Source organism: Amycolatopsis alba DSM 44262, from assembly GCF_000384215.1.
GTDB classification, from domain to species: domain Bacteria; phylum Actinomycetota; class Actinomycetes; order Mycobacteriales; family Pseudonocardiaceae; genus Amycolatopsis; species Amycolatopsis alba.
Map to the genome: position 1 here is coordinate 5908843 of NZ_KB913032.1, position 12455 is coordinate 5921297.

Annotated in this window: 13 protein-coding genes; 4 read left to right on the plus strand and 9 right to left on the minus strand. The window is 70.9% G+C overall.

All coding sequences use genetic code 11. The annotated features are described in order from the left end of the window. The first annotated feature begins 44 nt into the window (after positions 1-44). Entirely contained in the window at positions 45-1793 is a 1749-nt protein-coding gene (locus AMYAL_RS0127830; protein ID WP_245193085.1) for an ABC transporter ATP-binding protein, read from the plus strand. A gap of 5 nt (positions 1794-1798) precedes the next feature. On the opposite strand, the gene AMYAL_RS0127835 is transcribed toward AMYAL_RS0127830, so the two are convergent. From AMYAL_RS0127835 to AMYAL_RS0127865, 7 genes are all read right to left on the minus strand, one after another. After that, positions 1799-2548: a sigma-70 family RNA polymerase sigma factor gene (locus tag AMYAL_RS0127835; protein ID WP_020634553.1), complete on the minus strand. Its 750-nt coding sequence runs from the start codon at positions 2546-2548 to the stop codon at positions 1799-1801. After that, positions 2548-3732 carry a PP2C family protein-serine/threonine phosphatase gene (locus AMYAL_RS0127840; protein WP_020634554.1) on the minus strand — a complete coding sequence of 395 codons (1185 nt, stop codon included), beginning with the start codon at positions 3730-3732 and terminating at the stop codon, positions 2548-2550. Before AMYAL_RS0127840 ends, AMYAL_RS0127835 begins: the two co-directional genes overlap by 1 nt. Then, on the minus strand, positions 3729-4727 hold the full coding sequence (locus tag AMYAL_RS0127845; RefSeq protein WP_020634555.1) for an ATP-binding protein: 999 nt from the start codon (positions 4725-4727) through the stop codon (positions 3729-3731). Before AMYAL_RS0127845 ends, AMYAL_RS0127840 begins: the two co-directional genes overlap by 4 nt. Next, the gene (locus AMYAL_RS0127850) at positions 4724-5149 is read right to left on the minus strand and encodes an ATP-binding protein (RefSeq protein WP_020634556.1); all 426 of its coding nucleotides are present in this window, start codon (positions 5147-5149) and stop codon (positions 4724-4726) included. The genes AMYAL_RS0127845 and AMYAL_RS0127850 overlap by 4 nt, the downstream gene beginning before the upstream one ends. Further along, on the minus strand, positions 5139-5537 hold the full coding sequence (locus AMYAL_RS0127855) for an STAS domain-containing protein (RefSeq protein ID WP_020634557.1): 399 nt from the start codon (positions 5535-5537) through the stop codon (positions 5139-5141). The genes AMYAL_RS0127850 and AMYAL_RS0127855 overlap by 11 nt, the downstream gene beginning before the upstream one ends. Continuing rightward, the gene (locus AMYAL_RS0127860; protein ID WP_039795800.1) at positions 5534-6403 is read right to left on the minus strand and encodes an STAS domain-containing protein; all 870 of its coding nucleotides are present in this window, start codon (positions 6401-6403) and stop codon (positions 5534-5536) included. Before AMYAL_RS0127860 ends, AMYAL_RS0127855 begins: the two co-directional genes overlap by 4 nt. A gap of 106 nt (positions 6404-6509) precedes the next feature. Further along, a complete protein-coding gene (locus tag AMYAL_RS0127865) occupies positions 6510-6965 on the minus strand; it encodes a MarR family transcriptional regulator (RefSeq protein WP_020634559.1) in 456 nt (151 codons plus the stop codon). 88 nt (positions 6966-7053) lie between these two features. Between AMYAL_RS0127865 and AMYAL_RS0127870 the strand changes: the two genes are divergently transcribed. Further along, positions 7054-8241, plus strand: a complete 1188-nt coding sequence (locus tag AMYAL_RS0127870) for a PP2C family protein-serine/threonine phosphatase (RefSeq protein ID WP_020634560.1) — start codon at positions 7054-7056, stop codon at positions 8239-8241. On the opposite strand, the gene AMYAL_RS0127875 is transcribed toward AMYAL_RS0127870, so the two are convergent. Both AMYAL_RS0127875 and AMYAL_RS0127880 read right to left on the minus strand, forming a co-directional pair. Beyond that, on the minus strand, positions 8230-9534 hold the full coding sequence (locus AMYAL_RS0127875) for an LLM class flavin-dependent oxidoreductase (RefSeq protein WP_020634561.1): 1305 nt from the start codon (positions 9532-9534) through the stop codon (positions 8230-8232). The two genes, AMYAL_RS0127870 and AMYAL_RS0127875, sit on opposite strands and share 12 nt — an antisense overlap. Beyond that, a complete protein-coding gene (locus tag AMYAL_RS0127880; protein WP_020634562.1) occupies positions 9531-10619 on the minus strand; it encodes an LLM class flavin-dependent oxidoreductase in 1089 nt (362 codons plus the stop codon). The genes AMYAL_RS0127875 and AMYAL_RS0127880 overlap by 4 nt, the downstream gene beginning before the upstream one ends. 116 nt (positions 10620-10735) lie before the next feature. Here AMYAL_RS0127880 and AMYAL_RS46255 point away from each other — a divergent pair, with 116 nt between their 5' ends. Continuing rightward, on the plus strand, positions 10736-11467 hold the full coding sequence (locus AMYAL_RS46255; protein WP_020634563.1) for a GNAT family N-acetyltransferase: 732 nt from the start codon (positions 10736-10738) through the stop codon (positions 11465-11467). After that, positions 11418-12410 (plus strand): isopenicillin N synthase family dioxygenase, encoded by a 993-nt coding sequence (locus AMYAL_RS0127890; protein ID WP_020634564.1) that lies wholly within the window; start codon positions 11418-11420, stop codon positions 12408-12410. Before AMYAL_RS46255 ends, AMYAL_RS0127890 begins: the two co-directional genes overlap by 50 nt. Positions 12411-12455 lie beyond the last annotated feature (45 nt).

Genomic DNA, 12455 nt, shown 5'->3' on the forward strand with positions numbered 1-12455 from the left:
AACTCATTTGACGATTTTAGAACATGCGTGTTCCATTAGGAACCATGAACACTCCACGATTGAAGGTGCTGTGGTCGTTCGCGAGACCACACAAGGGGGCACTCGCGATCGGCCTGGTGCTCGCCCTGCTCGGCTCCGCGACCGGTCTCGCCACGCCCATGGTCACGAAGTGGGTGCTCGACTCGCTTGGTTCGTCGACGTCGCCGGCCGGACCCGTACTGGCTTTGCTCGGCCTGATGCTGGTCGGTTCGGTGATCTGGCTGACGCAGTGGATCCTGCTCGGCACGGTCGGCGAGCGGGTGGTGCTGAAGGCGCGGGAATCGATGGTGCGGCGGTTCTTCCGCGCGACCATCCCGGCGATCACCAAGAGGCCGACAGGGGAGCTGGTCACCCGCGTCACCTCGGACACGGTGCTGCTGCGCGAAGCGGCGTCGTCCAGCGTGATCGGCCTGATCAACGGTGTGGTCATGCTCGCGGGCACCTTGGTCCTGATGAGCGTGCTCGACCCGGTCCTGCTGGCGACGACGGTGGCGGCCGTGCTCGTGGTGATCGCGCTGTTCGCGTGGCTCATGCCCGCCATCGCGAAGGAACAGGAGAAGGCGCAAGACCGGGTGGGCAGGCTCGGCGGTGTGCTGGAAGGCGCGCTGCGGGCGATCCGGACGGTGAAGGCCAGCCGCGCCGAAACCCGGCAGTCCGAACGGATCCTGGTCGACGCGGAGGCCGCGACCGTGCACGGCGTTCGCGCGGTGCGGCGACAGGCGGTCGCCTGGGTGGTGGCCTGGTCCGGGATCCAGGGCGCGATCCTGGTGATCCTCGGCCTCGGCGCCTGGCGCGTCGACGCGGGCCTGCTGGAGGTGTCGAGCCTCATCGCGTTCCTGCTGTACGCGTTCGCGCTGATGGAGCCGATCACCGAACTGAGCCAGAACATGACCGCGCTGCAGGCGGGGCTCGCCGCGGCCGGGCGGATCCGGGACATGGACGCGCTGGAGGTCGAAGAGGACGAAGAGGACAAGGCCTCCGCGCGCTCGCGGCCGTCGGGCGAGCTGGACGGCCCGGTACTGGAACTGCGCGAAGTGACCGCGGGCTACGGCGGCGATCCGGCGCTGCGGGAGGTCTCGCTGACGATCCCGAGACGCGGGCACACCGCGATCGTCGGGCCTTCCGGCGCGGGCAAGACCACGATGCTGTCGCTGATCATGCGGTTCGTGAATCCGCTGTCGGGGTCCGTGCTGCTGGACGGGCGTGAGTACGCGGACCTGCCGTACGCGGAGGTGCGGAGGCGGCTGGCCTACGTCGAGCAGGAGACGCCGATCGTGCCGGGGACGATCCGGGAGAACCTACTCTTCACCCATCCGGACGCGACCGGGGAAGAGGTGCGGCGGGCGCTCGCCGAAGTCCGGCTGAGCGACAAGATCGCCGCACTCGACGACGGCCTGGACACGCCGCTCTCGTCGACGTCGGTGTCCGGCGGGGAACGCCAGCGGATCGCGCTGGCCAGGGCGATCCTTCGCACGCCGGACGTCGTGCTGCTCGACGAGGCGACCGCGCAGGTCGACGGCCGGACCGAGAGCGCGATCCACGGCTGCATCCGGCGGCTGGCCCGCGAGGGTGCCGTGGTGACCGTGGCGCACCGGCTGTCCACGGTGATCGACGCGGACACCATCGTGGTGATGGAGGACGGCCGCGTGCGGGCGAGCGGGAGCCACGAACAGTTGTTCGCCACCGACACGCTGTACCGCGAACTGGTGGAGGCGCTGCGGATCGCGGGGGAGAGCACCCCGGTTCCCGGCTGAGGCGATCAGGCCGAGACGGAGCGGGGCATCTCGCGATTGACCTCGTCGAGCCGGGTGGCGACGGTCCGGCAGGGTTCGCAGCCCGCCAGATGCCCGGCGATCAGATCCGCCCGGCGGCCGGGAACCCCGCCGCGGAGCCACGCGCCCATCCGGCGCCGTGCCTCCTGGCAGCACGGCGTTCCCGTTTCGGGGACCTGCGCCTGAAGGAAGGCCTGGCGCAGTCCTTCACGGGCGCGCAGGGCCAGGACGGAAGCGCCGTTGGGAGACACCCCCAGCAGCGGGGCCACCACCCTCGGCGAGTCGCCCTCGGCTTCGGTCCGCCACAGCACGGTCCGCCAGCGGCCGGGGAGCGCGCAGTAGGCGGTCCACGCCAGCCGGGCGTTCGAGCGGAGGATGAGGAGTTCTTCCGCGCCCACGGTCCCGATGGCCTCCTCGGTCGCCGGGGTCGTGCCGTACAACTCGACCCGCTTGTGGTGGTGGCTCCATTTGACCACCAGATTCCGCATGGTCACCGCGAGATAGGGCCGGAGGTTCTCCCGCGGGCCACCGCCGGAGCGGATGACGCTCAGCACGCGCACGAAGGCCTCGGCCACGAGATCGTCCCGTTCGGCGGGCTCGGCGACCCAGCCCGCCGCGATCCGGCGGAGCGGTTCGGCGTGCCGCCGGAAAAGCGCTTCGCCGGCGGCGATGTCACCGGCGCGGAGGGCGTCGAGCAGCGCGGCGTCCGCTGCGTCGCGCTCGGCGTCTTCCCTCATCACGCGTCACCGTAACCCGGACGGTGCCGGATCGCGATGACCACGGTGTCGTCGGCGTGCAGGACGATTTCGAGCATCTCGGTGGCGAGGGCGTCCGGGATCTCCGCGGTCGGCCGTCCGGCGTTGCGCCGCGCGGCCGCGAGCAGTCGTTCTTCTCCTTCCTGGAAGTCTTTGCGGCTTTCGACCAGCCCGTCGGTGTAGATGACGAGCAGGTCGCCGTCGGCGAGGGTGCGGTGGATGAGGCTTTCGCTGCCGGGGTCGGGAAAACCGACGCCCCGGCCCGACGTCGCGGCGGCGAGCAGTTCGGTGCCGCCGTCGGCGGTGACCAGGACGGGACGGGGATGGCTGCCGTTGGCGAAGGTGACGCCGCCGGTCGCCGGATCCAGCCGCGCCAGCAGCACGGTCGCCATCAGCTCGGGTTCGATCGTCGCCAGCGTGCGGGCGGTGCGGCCGATCAGGTCGCGGAACGGATGGCCTTCCAGCGCCAGGGTGCGGATCGCGTGGGTGACGGTCAGGGCGTGCCGGGTCGAGGTGACACCGTGCCCGACCGCGTCGACGAGCGTGATGTGGACACAGCCGTCAGGAAGGACGAACCAGTCGTAGAGATCCCCGCCGGTCGGGGAATCCTGCTGGCTCGGCGCGTAGTGCACGGCCAGTTCGAAGGGCCCGGCGGGCGGTGGCGGCGGGCGCAGCGCGTCCTCCAGTTCGCGGAAGATCACCGCGTGCGCCTTCCGGAGCTGTTCGTCCCGTTCCTCCAGCTCGACGTACATCGCGAGCACGCCGCTGTTCGTCTCGGCCAGTTCGTGTTTGAGCTCGCGCTGCTCCTTGGCGACCGCGTCGGCGCGGGCGACCAGCGCCAGCATTTCGTCCCGTGTGGCCGTCTCGTCGTCGCCGGGCACCGGCAGCGGCCCGGTGCCCGCGTCGAGATGCCAGGTCAGGCTCGCGCCGTCGCCGGGAGCGGGCAGGAGGGGAAGGGTGTTGCGCTCAGGCTGCCCGACGGGCCGGGCGGACTCCAGCGTGACGGACAGCCTGCCGTCGGCCATGGCCGACGAGAGTTCCGTCGTGGGACCGCTTTCGGCGAGCAGGGTCACCGCGAGCACCAGCCGCGCGCGCTGATCGGCCGGGACACCGGCGGCCGCGCACGCCTCGCGCACCCGGCGGCGCAACCGGACGACGTCTGTCACGAAAGTCCCTTTCCCGGTCCGAAAGCGATCAGCGCGGCGTCGTCGCGCAGGTCGCGGTGCCGGTGCGCGAGATCCGCGGCGAACAGCGCCGTCGCCGGAAGCGGGCCGAGCGCGGCCTGCCCGCGCCAGGCGGTGCCGATCCCGTCGGTGTGCAGGGCGAGAAGTTCCTGGCCGGTCAAGGAAAGCGTCCGCACCCGCACAGGCGGCAGGGTGAGGCCGACGACGCCGGGAACGCTCAGCAACGGCCTGGTGTGCCCCGGCGTCAGCACGAGCCCGCTGATGTTGCCGACACCGCAGAACTCGAGCCCGCGTTCGGAAAGCCGGGCGAGCGCGACCGCCGCGCCCCTGGTCTGCCGCAGTGCCCGGTGCATGGCGTTCAGGTGCTCGGGCAGCGCCCGGTCCGGATCGCGGCGGAACACGGCGATCGCAGCTTCCGCGGCGTCGCTCGCTTCGGGACCGTGACCGAGCCCGTCGACGAGGACGGCCGTGCGGACGCCGGGCATCGCCGAGACGGCCAGCGCGTCTCCGCACCGCTCTTCGCCTTCGCGGGGGAGCCGGACGTGAGCGACATCGGCGCCTTGGTGTCCGGGCGCGAGGATCCTGGCGGCCGCGACGGTGCCGACGCCCGCCGCGGACCGGATGCGGAACTCGGTCGCGAGCCTGCCGACGGCGCCGAGGCCGGTGCCGAGCGTTTCGGTGGTCGTGTTGCCGTCGACGCGCCAGTGGGCCAGATCGTCCATCCCAGGGCCGGTGTCGACGGCGTGGACCTCCACTCCCGGCCCGGCCAGCGAGCGCTGGACGAAGACGGCGCCGTCGGCGGCGTGCTTGTCGAGATTGGTCGCCAGCTCCGAGGCGACGACGGCGGTGCGTTCGGCGAGGACTTCGGGAAGACCCGCTTCGGCCGCGACCTCGCGAGCGGCCCTCGTCGCGGCGTAGACCGCGCTGATGTGGTCGATGTGGATCAGCCGGGTGAGTGCCGCGTCGACGACGGTCATGGCTTCCAGCGGACGACGGTGACCGTGGTGCCCTCGCCGGGTCTGGTGTCGATGGTGAACTCGTCGACCAGCCGCCGGGTGCCGCCGAGGCCGTGCCCGAGGCCGGCGCCGGTGCTGAACCCGTCGGTCATGGCCTGGTCGACGTCGTCGATGCCGGGACCTTCGTCGCGGACGGACAGGGCGATCCCCACGCGTCCCCGGCGGTCCCGTACGGCGGCGATGGTCATCGTGCCGCCACCGCCGTGGATGTAGGCGTTGCGGACGAGTTCGCTCGCGGCGGTGACGATCTTCGTCTGGTCGACGATCGAGAAACCGGCCGCGACCGCGTCGGCCCGGACCGCGTGGCGGGCGGTGAGCAGATCCTCTTCGGCGCGCACGGCGTGGTCACGCGCTTCCGGGGTGATGAGCTCGTCAGGAAGCACGAGGCGCCTCTTCGGCGGCCTCGGCGGGACGTCGCCATCCCAGGAGTTCCATGGCTTGTTCGGCGTTGAGCGCGGTCTGGACGCCGGTGAGCCGCAAGCCCAGATCGGACAGCGTGATCGCGACGGCCGGGCGCATCCCGGCGACGATCATCCTGGCGCCGAGAAGCCGTCCGGTCGCGGCCAGTTCCATCAGCACGCGCGCGACGAACGAATCGATGATCTCCAGCCGGGAGATGTCGAGGATGACCCCGCGGATCCCCTCGTCGGAGATCCGGGTGGTGAGCTCGTCGGTGAACTGCAGCGCGGTCGTGTCGTCGAGATCGCTGAGCAGCCCGCTGATCAGGATGTCCCCGAGCCGCAGGATCGGCAGACCCGCGCGCGGGTTCACCCGGTCACCACGCCGGGCCGCGAGTGGTCGTCGATCAGCCGCATCGCCGTGGCCAGCGCGTCGGCGAGCGAACCGCGGGTCTCGATATGCGACAGGTCGATACCGAGCTGGGTGACGGTCTGCGCGATCGACGGCCGGACACCGCTGATCAGGCATTCCGCGCCCATGAGCCGGACCGCGCTGACCGTCTGCAGGAGATGCTGCGCCACCGCGGTGTCCACTGTGGACACGCCGGTGATGTCGATGATCGCCACCCTGGCCTCGTGGGCCTGGATCGCCTCCAGGAGGCTGTTCATCACCACCTGCGTGCGGGAGCTGTCGAGGGTGCCGATCAGGGGAACGGCCAGCACCTGGCGCCACAGCCGCACCACCGGGGTGGACAGTTCCAGCATCTGCTGGTGCTGCCGCCGGATGATCTCTTCCCGGCCTTCGACGTACACCGAGAACGTGAGCAGGCTCGCGGCGTCGAGGAACCGGTTGACCTGCAAGGAAGCCCGGTAGCGGACCTCGGGGTCCCCGGTGTGGCTTTCGATGGCGGCGAGCGTGGTCCGCTTGAGGCCGAGGATCGCCATCGCGGTGGAGGTCGGCGCGGCACCGGCCCGCGCCCGTCGCTCGGACAACCCCCGCAGCGCGGCGCGGACGGCTTCGTCGCGGTCGACGATCCGTTCCAGGCGCAGCTCGGTGTCGAGGGCCCCGCGGAGCGCGCCGAGCAGTTCTTTGGCCTCGCGCCGCAGTTCCTGCTCGCCGGTCCAGGCGGGCGAATCGGTCAGCTGCCGGCGGACCCAGTCGTCGATCAGGTCTTCCTGGCCGACGTCGAAGATCCGCGACAGCAGGTCCCGGACGGCGGAGTCGTCGGTCTCCGGCACCACACCTCCAGGGTGTTCGTGTCGCACCCGCGTCCACGGTGGCACGACTGTTGTCATATGACAACAGTGACCCTACTCCAGCGGCGGACAAACCACCGTCCCGGCTTCAGAACTCCGCCGCCTCGCGGAACTCGCGAAGCCCGGTGGCGAGCGCGGTCCTGGCCTCCGGGGTGAGCTTCTCAAGCACCGCCCCCAGGCTTTCGCGGCGGCGTGCCCGCAGGTCACGCAGGTAGGCGCGGCCTCGGTCGCTGAGCCGCAAGGTGAGCTCCCGCCGGCTGTTCGTACCGGGCAGCCGGTCGACGAATCCGACCGCCTCCAGCCGGTCGCACAGGCGGCTCACCAGCGGCGGGGTCGAACCGAGCAGCTCGGCGAGCGCGCGCAGGTTCAGGCCGTCGTGGTGGTCGAGCGCCACGACGGCACGTACTTGGGACGTCGACAGCGGACGCGGTGACGCCTCGCGAGCGCGTTCGAACATGATCTCGAGCAACTCGGCCGTCTCGGCCACCGCCGCCGCCACCGTTTCGGTGCCGGGCGGCTCGGAGGACCGATTCACGACACCCACTCTCGCATCCTTATGCTGAACTGTCAGCTCAGCTGGTCGCGGTACGCCCATCGGCCGGCCCGCACGGCGTGGTGCGGGAGGCGATGAGGTGGACAGATCCTTGGCGGTCGAGCGGATTCTGAGAGGCGTTCAGCCGCATCAGCTGCTCGACGGATTGCGCTCGGCGCTCAAGGAGCATTTCGACGCCGTCGCCGTCGACCTGCTGATGGCCGACTACAGTCTCGCCGAACTGCGCCGGGTGACCGTGCTGCCCTACACCACCGACCCGGTGCCGGTGGCGGACACGACAGCGGGCGAGGCCTTCACCACGCAGGGCGCGACGTTCGAGACCGTCGAGGACGGCATCCGCGCCCACCTCCCGGTGTCCGTGCGCGGAGACCGGCTCGGCGTCCTCGTCGTCACCCTCCCCGAAGACCAGGAGCCGCCGGTGTGGGCGGAACTCGGCCGGTTCGCCGAGGCGCTCGCGCACGAGGTCTTCGTCGCCGACCGCGACACCGACCTCTACGTGCAGGCACGCCGGTCGTCCCGGCTCACGCTCGCCGCCGAGATGCAATGGCAGCTGCTCCCCGGCCGCGCCTGCGCCCGCCCCGAATTCGCCCTTGGCGGGCAGCTCGAACCCGCGTACGCCATCTACGGCGACTGCTTCGACTGGTCGGCCTCGGCGCACAAGCTGTCGGTCACGCTGGTCAACGGCATGGGGGACGGCGCGAGCGCGGCACTGCTGACCAACCTCGCCGTCAACGCGCTCCGCAACGCCCGGCGGGCAGGTATCCCGCTCGACGCCCAGGCCGAACTCGCCGACCAGGCCCTTTACGCCCAGCATCGTGGCCAGGAGCATGTCGCGGCTCTCCTGCTGGAGTTCGACCTCGCCACCGGCGCGATCGACGCCGTCGACGCCGGATCGCCCCGCCTGTGGCGGTTCCGCGACGGGGAGACCGAGCGGGTCACCTTCGACGAGCAATTGCCGCTCGGCACCTTCGAGGACACCTCGTACACCGTCGAACGCCTGCAGGCGGCGCCCGGTGACCGCTTCGTGTTCGTGAGCGACGGCGTCTACAACTCGGCCGGCCCGCACGGTGAGCTCTACGGCGACCGTGAACTCTCCGAGGCCATCGTCGCGACCGCCGATCTGCCCGCGGCCCACGTGCCGAGGGCGGTGCTCGCCGAATTGGGCGAGCACCGCGGCGGCGGGCCCGCCGCCGACGACGCGATGGTCGTCTGCCTCGACTGGTTCGGGCCGAACCCCGGCGCGGACCTCACGGTTTCATCGGCGTAGGCCGGCCTTCGGCAGCTTCAGGTGCTCGCGCAGCGTCGTGCCTTCGTACGCGGTGCGATAGACCCCTCGGTCCTGGAGTTCCGGCACCAGCTTGTCGACGATGTCGTCGAGCGCCGCGGGGACCAGATGCGGGCTGATGTTGAACCCGTCGACGGCGCGGTCCCGGACGTAGCGGGCCCATTCGTCGGCGATCCGCCCCGGCGTGCCGACGAAGGAGTGCTCGCGCGGCTGGACCTCCAGGACCAGTTGGTGGATCGAGAGGTTCTTGCTTTCGGCGAGCTCGCGCCACTGCCGGATGCGGTCGAGTTTGCCGGTGCGATGCTCGACGGAGAGGGTCCCGCGTGAGGGATCCAGTTCCTCCTCGGTCGGCTCGACGTCCGGCAGCGGGCCGTGCGGGTCGTACCCGGAAAGGTCCCGGCCCCAGTACTGCTCCAGGAACGAGATGGCGCGCTGCGGGTTGAGCTGCCGCCGCCGGATGTCCTCGCTGCGTTCGGCCGCGTCGGCCGGGGTGTCGCCGAGGACCACGGTGGCGCCGGGCAGGATCCGGACGGCGTCGGCGGGACGCCCGTGCCTGGCCAGCCGCGCCCGGAGATCGGTGGCGTAGGCGAGCGCCTTGTCGTACGCGGTGTTCGCCGAGAAGACGACGTCGGCGTGCTTCGCCGCGAGTTCGCGTCCGCCAGGGGAATCACCGGCCTGGAACAGCACCGGCCGCCCCTGCGGGCTGCGGGGGACCGTCGCCGCGGCACGCAGGCCGACGAGGTCGGTCCGCCGCTCGATCACGGCACGATCGCCCGCCCACAACGCGGAGGCGGCCTCGACGAACTGGTCCGCCCGGTCGTAGCGGCGTTCGTGGTCGAGCCAGCCTCCCCGGCGGAAGTTGGCGCCCGTCCAGGCGTTGTCGGTGGTGACGATGTTCCAGCCTGCTCGCCCGCCGGACAGGAAGTCCAGTGTGGACAGACGGCGGGCGAGGTCGGCGGGGAAGTTGTAGGTGGTGTTCTGGGTGGCGACCAGGCCGATGTGCGTGGTGGCGGCGGCGAGCGCCGAAAGCTGCGTGATCGCGTCCGGCCGCCCGGCGACGTCGAGGGCGAGGATCCGTCCCCGGTTCTCGCGGACGCGCTGGCCGTCGCCGAGGAAGAACGCGTCGAACAGGCCGCGTTCCAGCGTCCGGGCCACCGAGACGTAGGTTTCGATCTCGGTGTGCGCCCCGTTCGACGGGTCGTCCCACAGGTATTGGGCGCCGACACCGACGTAGAAGACACCGAGGTGCAGCTGCGCGTGTTCGCTCACGATCATCCCCTCGAAGCGGCGAAACGGTTGACGGGGCGGGGCAGGCCGAGTGCCGCGCGCAGGGTCGTGCCCGGCTCGGGCACGCTCAGCACCCCTTGGGTGCGGAGTTTCGGGAGCACGGTTTCGAGTAGCGGCGGCAGATCGGCCGCCAGCTCCGCCGGATGCAGCCGGACACCGTCGACGACCGTGCCCAGCCACGCGAGCAGATCGGCGAGACCGTCGGTGGAACCGGTGTACCGCAGGCGTTCGGTGTGCTCCCAGCGGATCGACGAGTCGAGGCGCCGCAGCCGCTTTTCGGCCGTCTCCTTCGTGTTCAGCAGGACCTCGACTTCGGCGAAGACGCGGGGCGTACCGGATTCCCGCGCCCGATGGACCCGGCGGCGCAGGTCGTCGAGTCCGCTGCCGCCGACCAGGACGACGTCGGGCCGAGCCTCGTCCACCAGGTGTTCCGGGGCGATCACGACCGGCAGGCCCTGCGGCGGCCTCGGCGTGATCAGCGGGCCCTTGACCGAGAACGCCGTGCCCTCGAAGTCGACGTGGTGGACCTTGTCGGGATCCAGGTAGCGGCCGGACTCGACGTCCTTGATGACGGCGTCGTCCTCCCACGAGTCCCAGAGCCGCCGCACCACGTCGACGACGTCGGTGACCTCCCGGCTCAGCCCCGCCGGATCCAGCGGACCGACGCCGACGGTGGCGAGGGAGTCCGCGTCGTCGGCCGCGCCGACCAGCCAGGCGGCCCGGCCGTGCGACGCGTGGTCGAGGCTCGCCAGCTGGGTCGCGACATGGAACGGCTCGGTGGTGGTCACGTGCGCGGTCGCGCCGAGGCCGATCCGGTTCGTCCGCGTGGCGACGTACGCGGCCCGGCCGAGCGCTTCCAGCCGGAGACCGCTCGGCGGCGGCAGCGGCGAATCGTCGAAGGTGACCAGCGTGAACCCCGCGATCTCGGCCGCGAGGACGAGATCGACCAGCGTGTGCGGGCTCAGTCGTTCGGCGACCGGGCGCTCGTCACCGAGTCCCGCCGCGGGATGTGCGCCGTCGCCGTCGAGTTCGACCGCGAGGCGCACCGGGCTGCCGTCAGTCCGGGAAGTCATCGCATACCGCCTCTCGTCCAGATCTTTCGAGAGTTAACGGCCGGACCGGTGTCGCGCACGCTTGTTCAGGATGTGGGAGCGGGAATGAAAGCCCGCCCGCCGATGTCGCAGCCGTCATGGTCATCCCTCTCGACGATCCGGTCTGGGCTTCGCTGACCGGGCAGCACACACGTTTCGCCGAACGTTCCGGCCAGGTCCTGCGCTACCAGGTCGACGTCGCGCCCTTCCTCGCCCTGCCACCCGAACCGGACGACGGGGTCTGGGCCGACGTCGCCGCGCTGGCGGGTCCGGGCGCGACGGTCACCGTGCACAACTCGCTGCCCGTCCCGCCGGAGTGGGAGGTCGTCGACAGGATCGGCGGGGTACGGCTGGTCGACGTCGCGCTCGAAGCCGCCGAAGATCCCGAAGCCATCCGGCTGGGACCGGACGACGTCCCGGAGATGCTGGACCTCGTCGAGCGGACCAAACCGGGGCCGTTCCGGAAACGGACCGTCGAATTGGGGACCTATCTGGGAATCCGGCGAGACGGCGCCCTGATCGCGATGGCGGGGGAGCGGCTGCACCCGCCCGGCTGGACCGAGATCAGCGCCGTCTGCACCGACCCCGCGTATCGCGGTCAGGGGCTGGCGACCAGGCTCATCCGCGCGGTCGCGGCGGGGATCCGGGCCCGCGGCGAGACACCGATGATGCACGCGGCGGCGTCGAACACCTCGGCCATCCGCCTGTACCAGTCGATCGGTTTCGAACTCGTGCCCCGGCCGGACTTCGTGCTGGTCCGTGTCCCGGAAGGAAGCTCTCATGACGACCTTGCCCGTACTCGATCTCTCACGCTTCCGCGACCCCGGTGATCGTGAGGAATTCCTCGCCGACCTCCGCCGGGCGGCTCGCGAGGTCGGGTTCTTCTACATCGTCGGGCATGGGGTGCCTCCGGAGCTGAGCGAAGAGATCTTTTCGGTGGCACGCCGTTTCTTCGCGTTGCCCGAGTCGGACAAGCTCACGATCGAGAACGTCGGGTCGCCGCAGTTCCGGGGCTACACCCGGACCGGCAACGAATACACCGGCGGTTCCCGCGACTGGCGTGAACAGATCGACGTCGGCCCGGAACGCGAAGCGGTCGAACCCGCGCCCGGCGATCCGGCCTGGGTACGGCTGATCGGCCCGAACCAGTGGCCTGACGCGGTACCGGAGCTGCGCGAGATCACGCTGGCGTGGCAAGCGGAGGCGTTACGGGTGAGCCGGGAGGTGCTCCGGGCCCTCGCGGCGAGCCTGGGGCAGGACGAGGGCTACTTCGACGCTTGGTTCGACGAGGAAGCCGCTACCCACCTGAAGATCGTCCACTATCCGCCGAGGCAGGCCGCCGACGAGGAACAGGGCGTCGGCTCGCACAAGGACTACGGCTATCTCGCCTTGCTGCAGCAGGACGAGATCGGTGGTCTGCAGGTGCTGGACGACGACGGCGGGTGGATCGACGCCACCCCGATCCCCGGCGGTTTCGTGGTCAACATCGGCGAGATGCTGGAGATCGCGACCCAGGGCTACCTGCGGGCGACCCGGCACCGGGTGCTCAGCCCGCCCGCCGGAGTGGACCGCTACTCGGTGCCGTTCTTCCTCGCGCCACGGCTCGACGCCGTCGTCGAACCGCTGGAGCTGCCCGCCGAACTGGCGGCGGCCGCCCGCGGGGTCAGCCAGGACGAGGACAACCCGTTGCTCGCTTCCTACGGGGAGAACGCCCTGATCGGGTGGCTTCGTTCGCATCCGAAGGTGGCGAAGCGCTGGTACCCGCCCTTGTGAAGATACGCTAACGAGGGATTTCAGAAACTCGCGATGGACTGAACA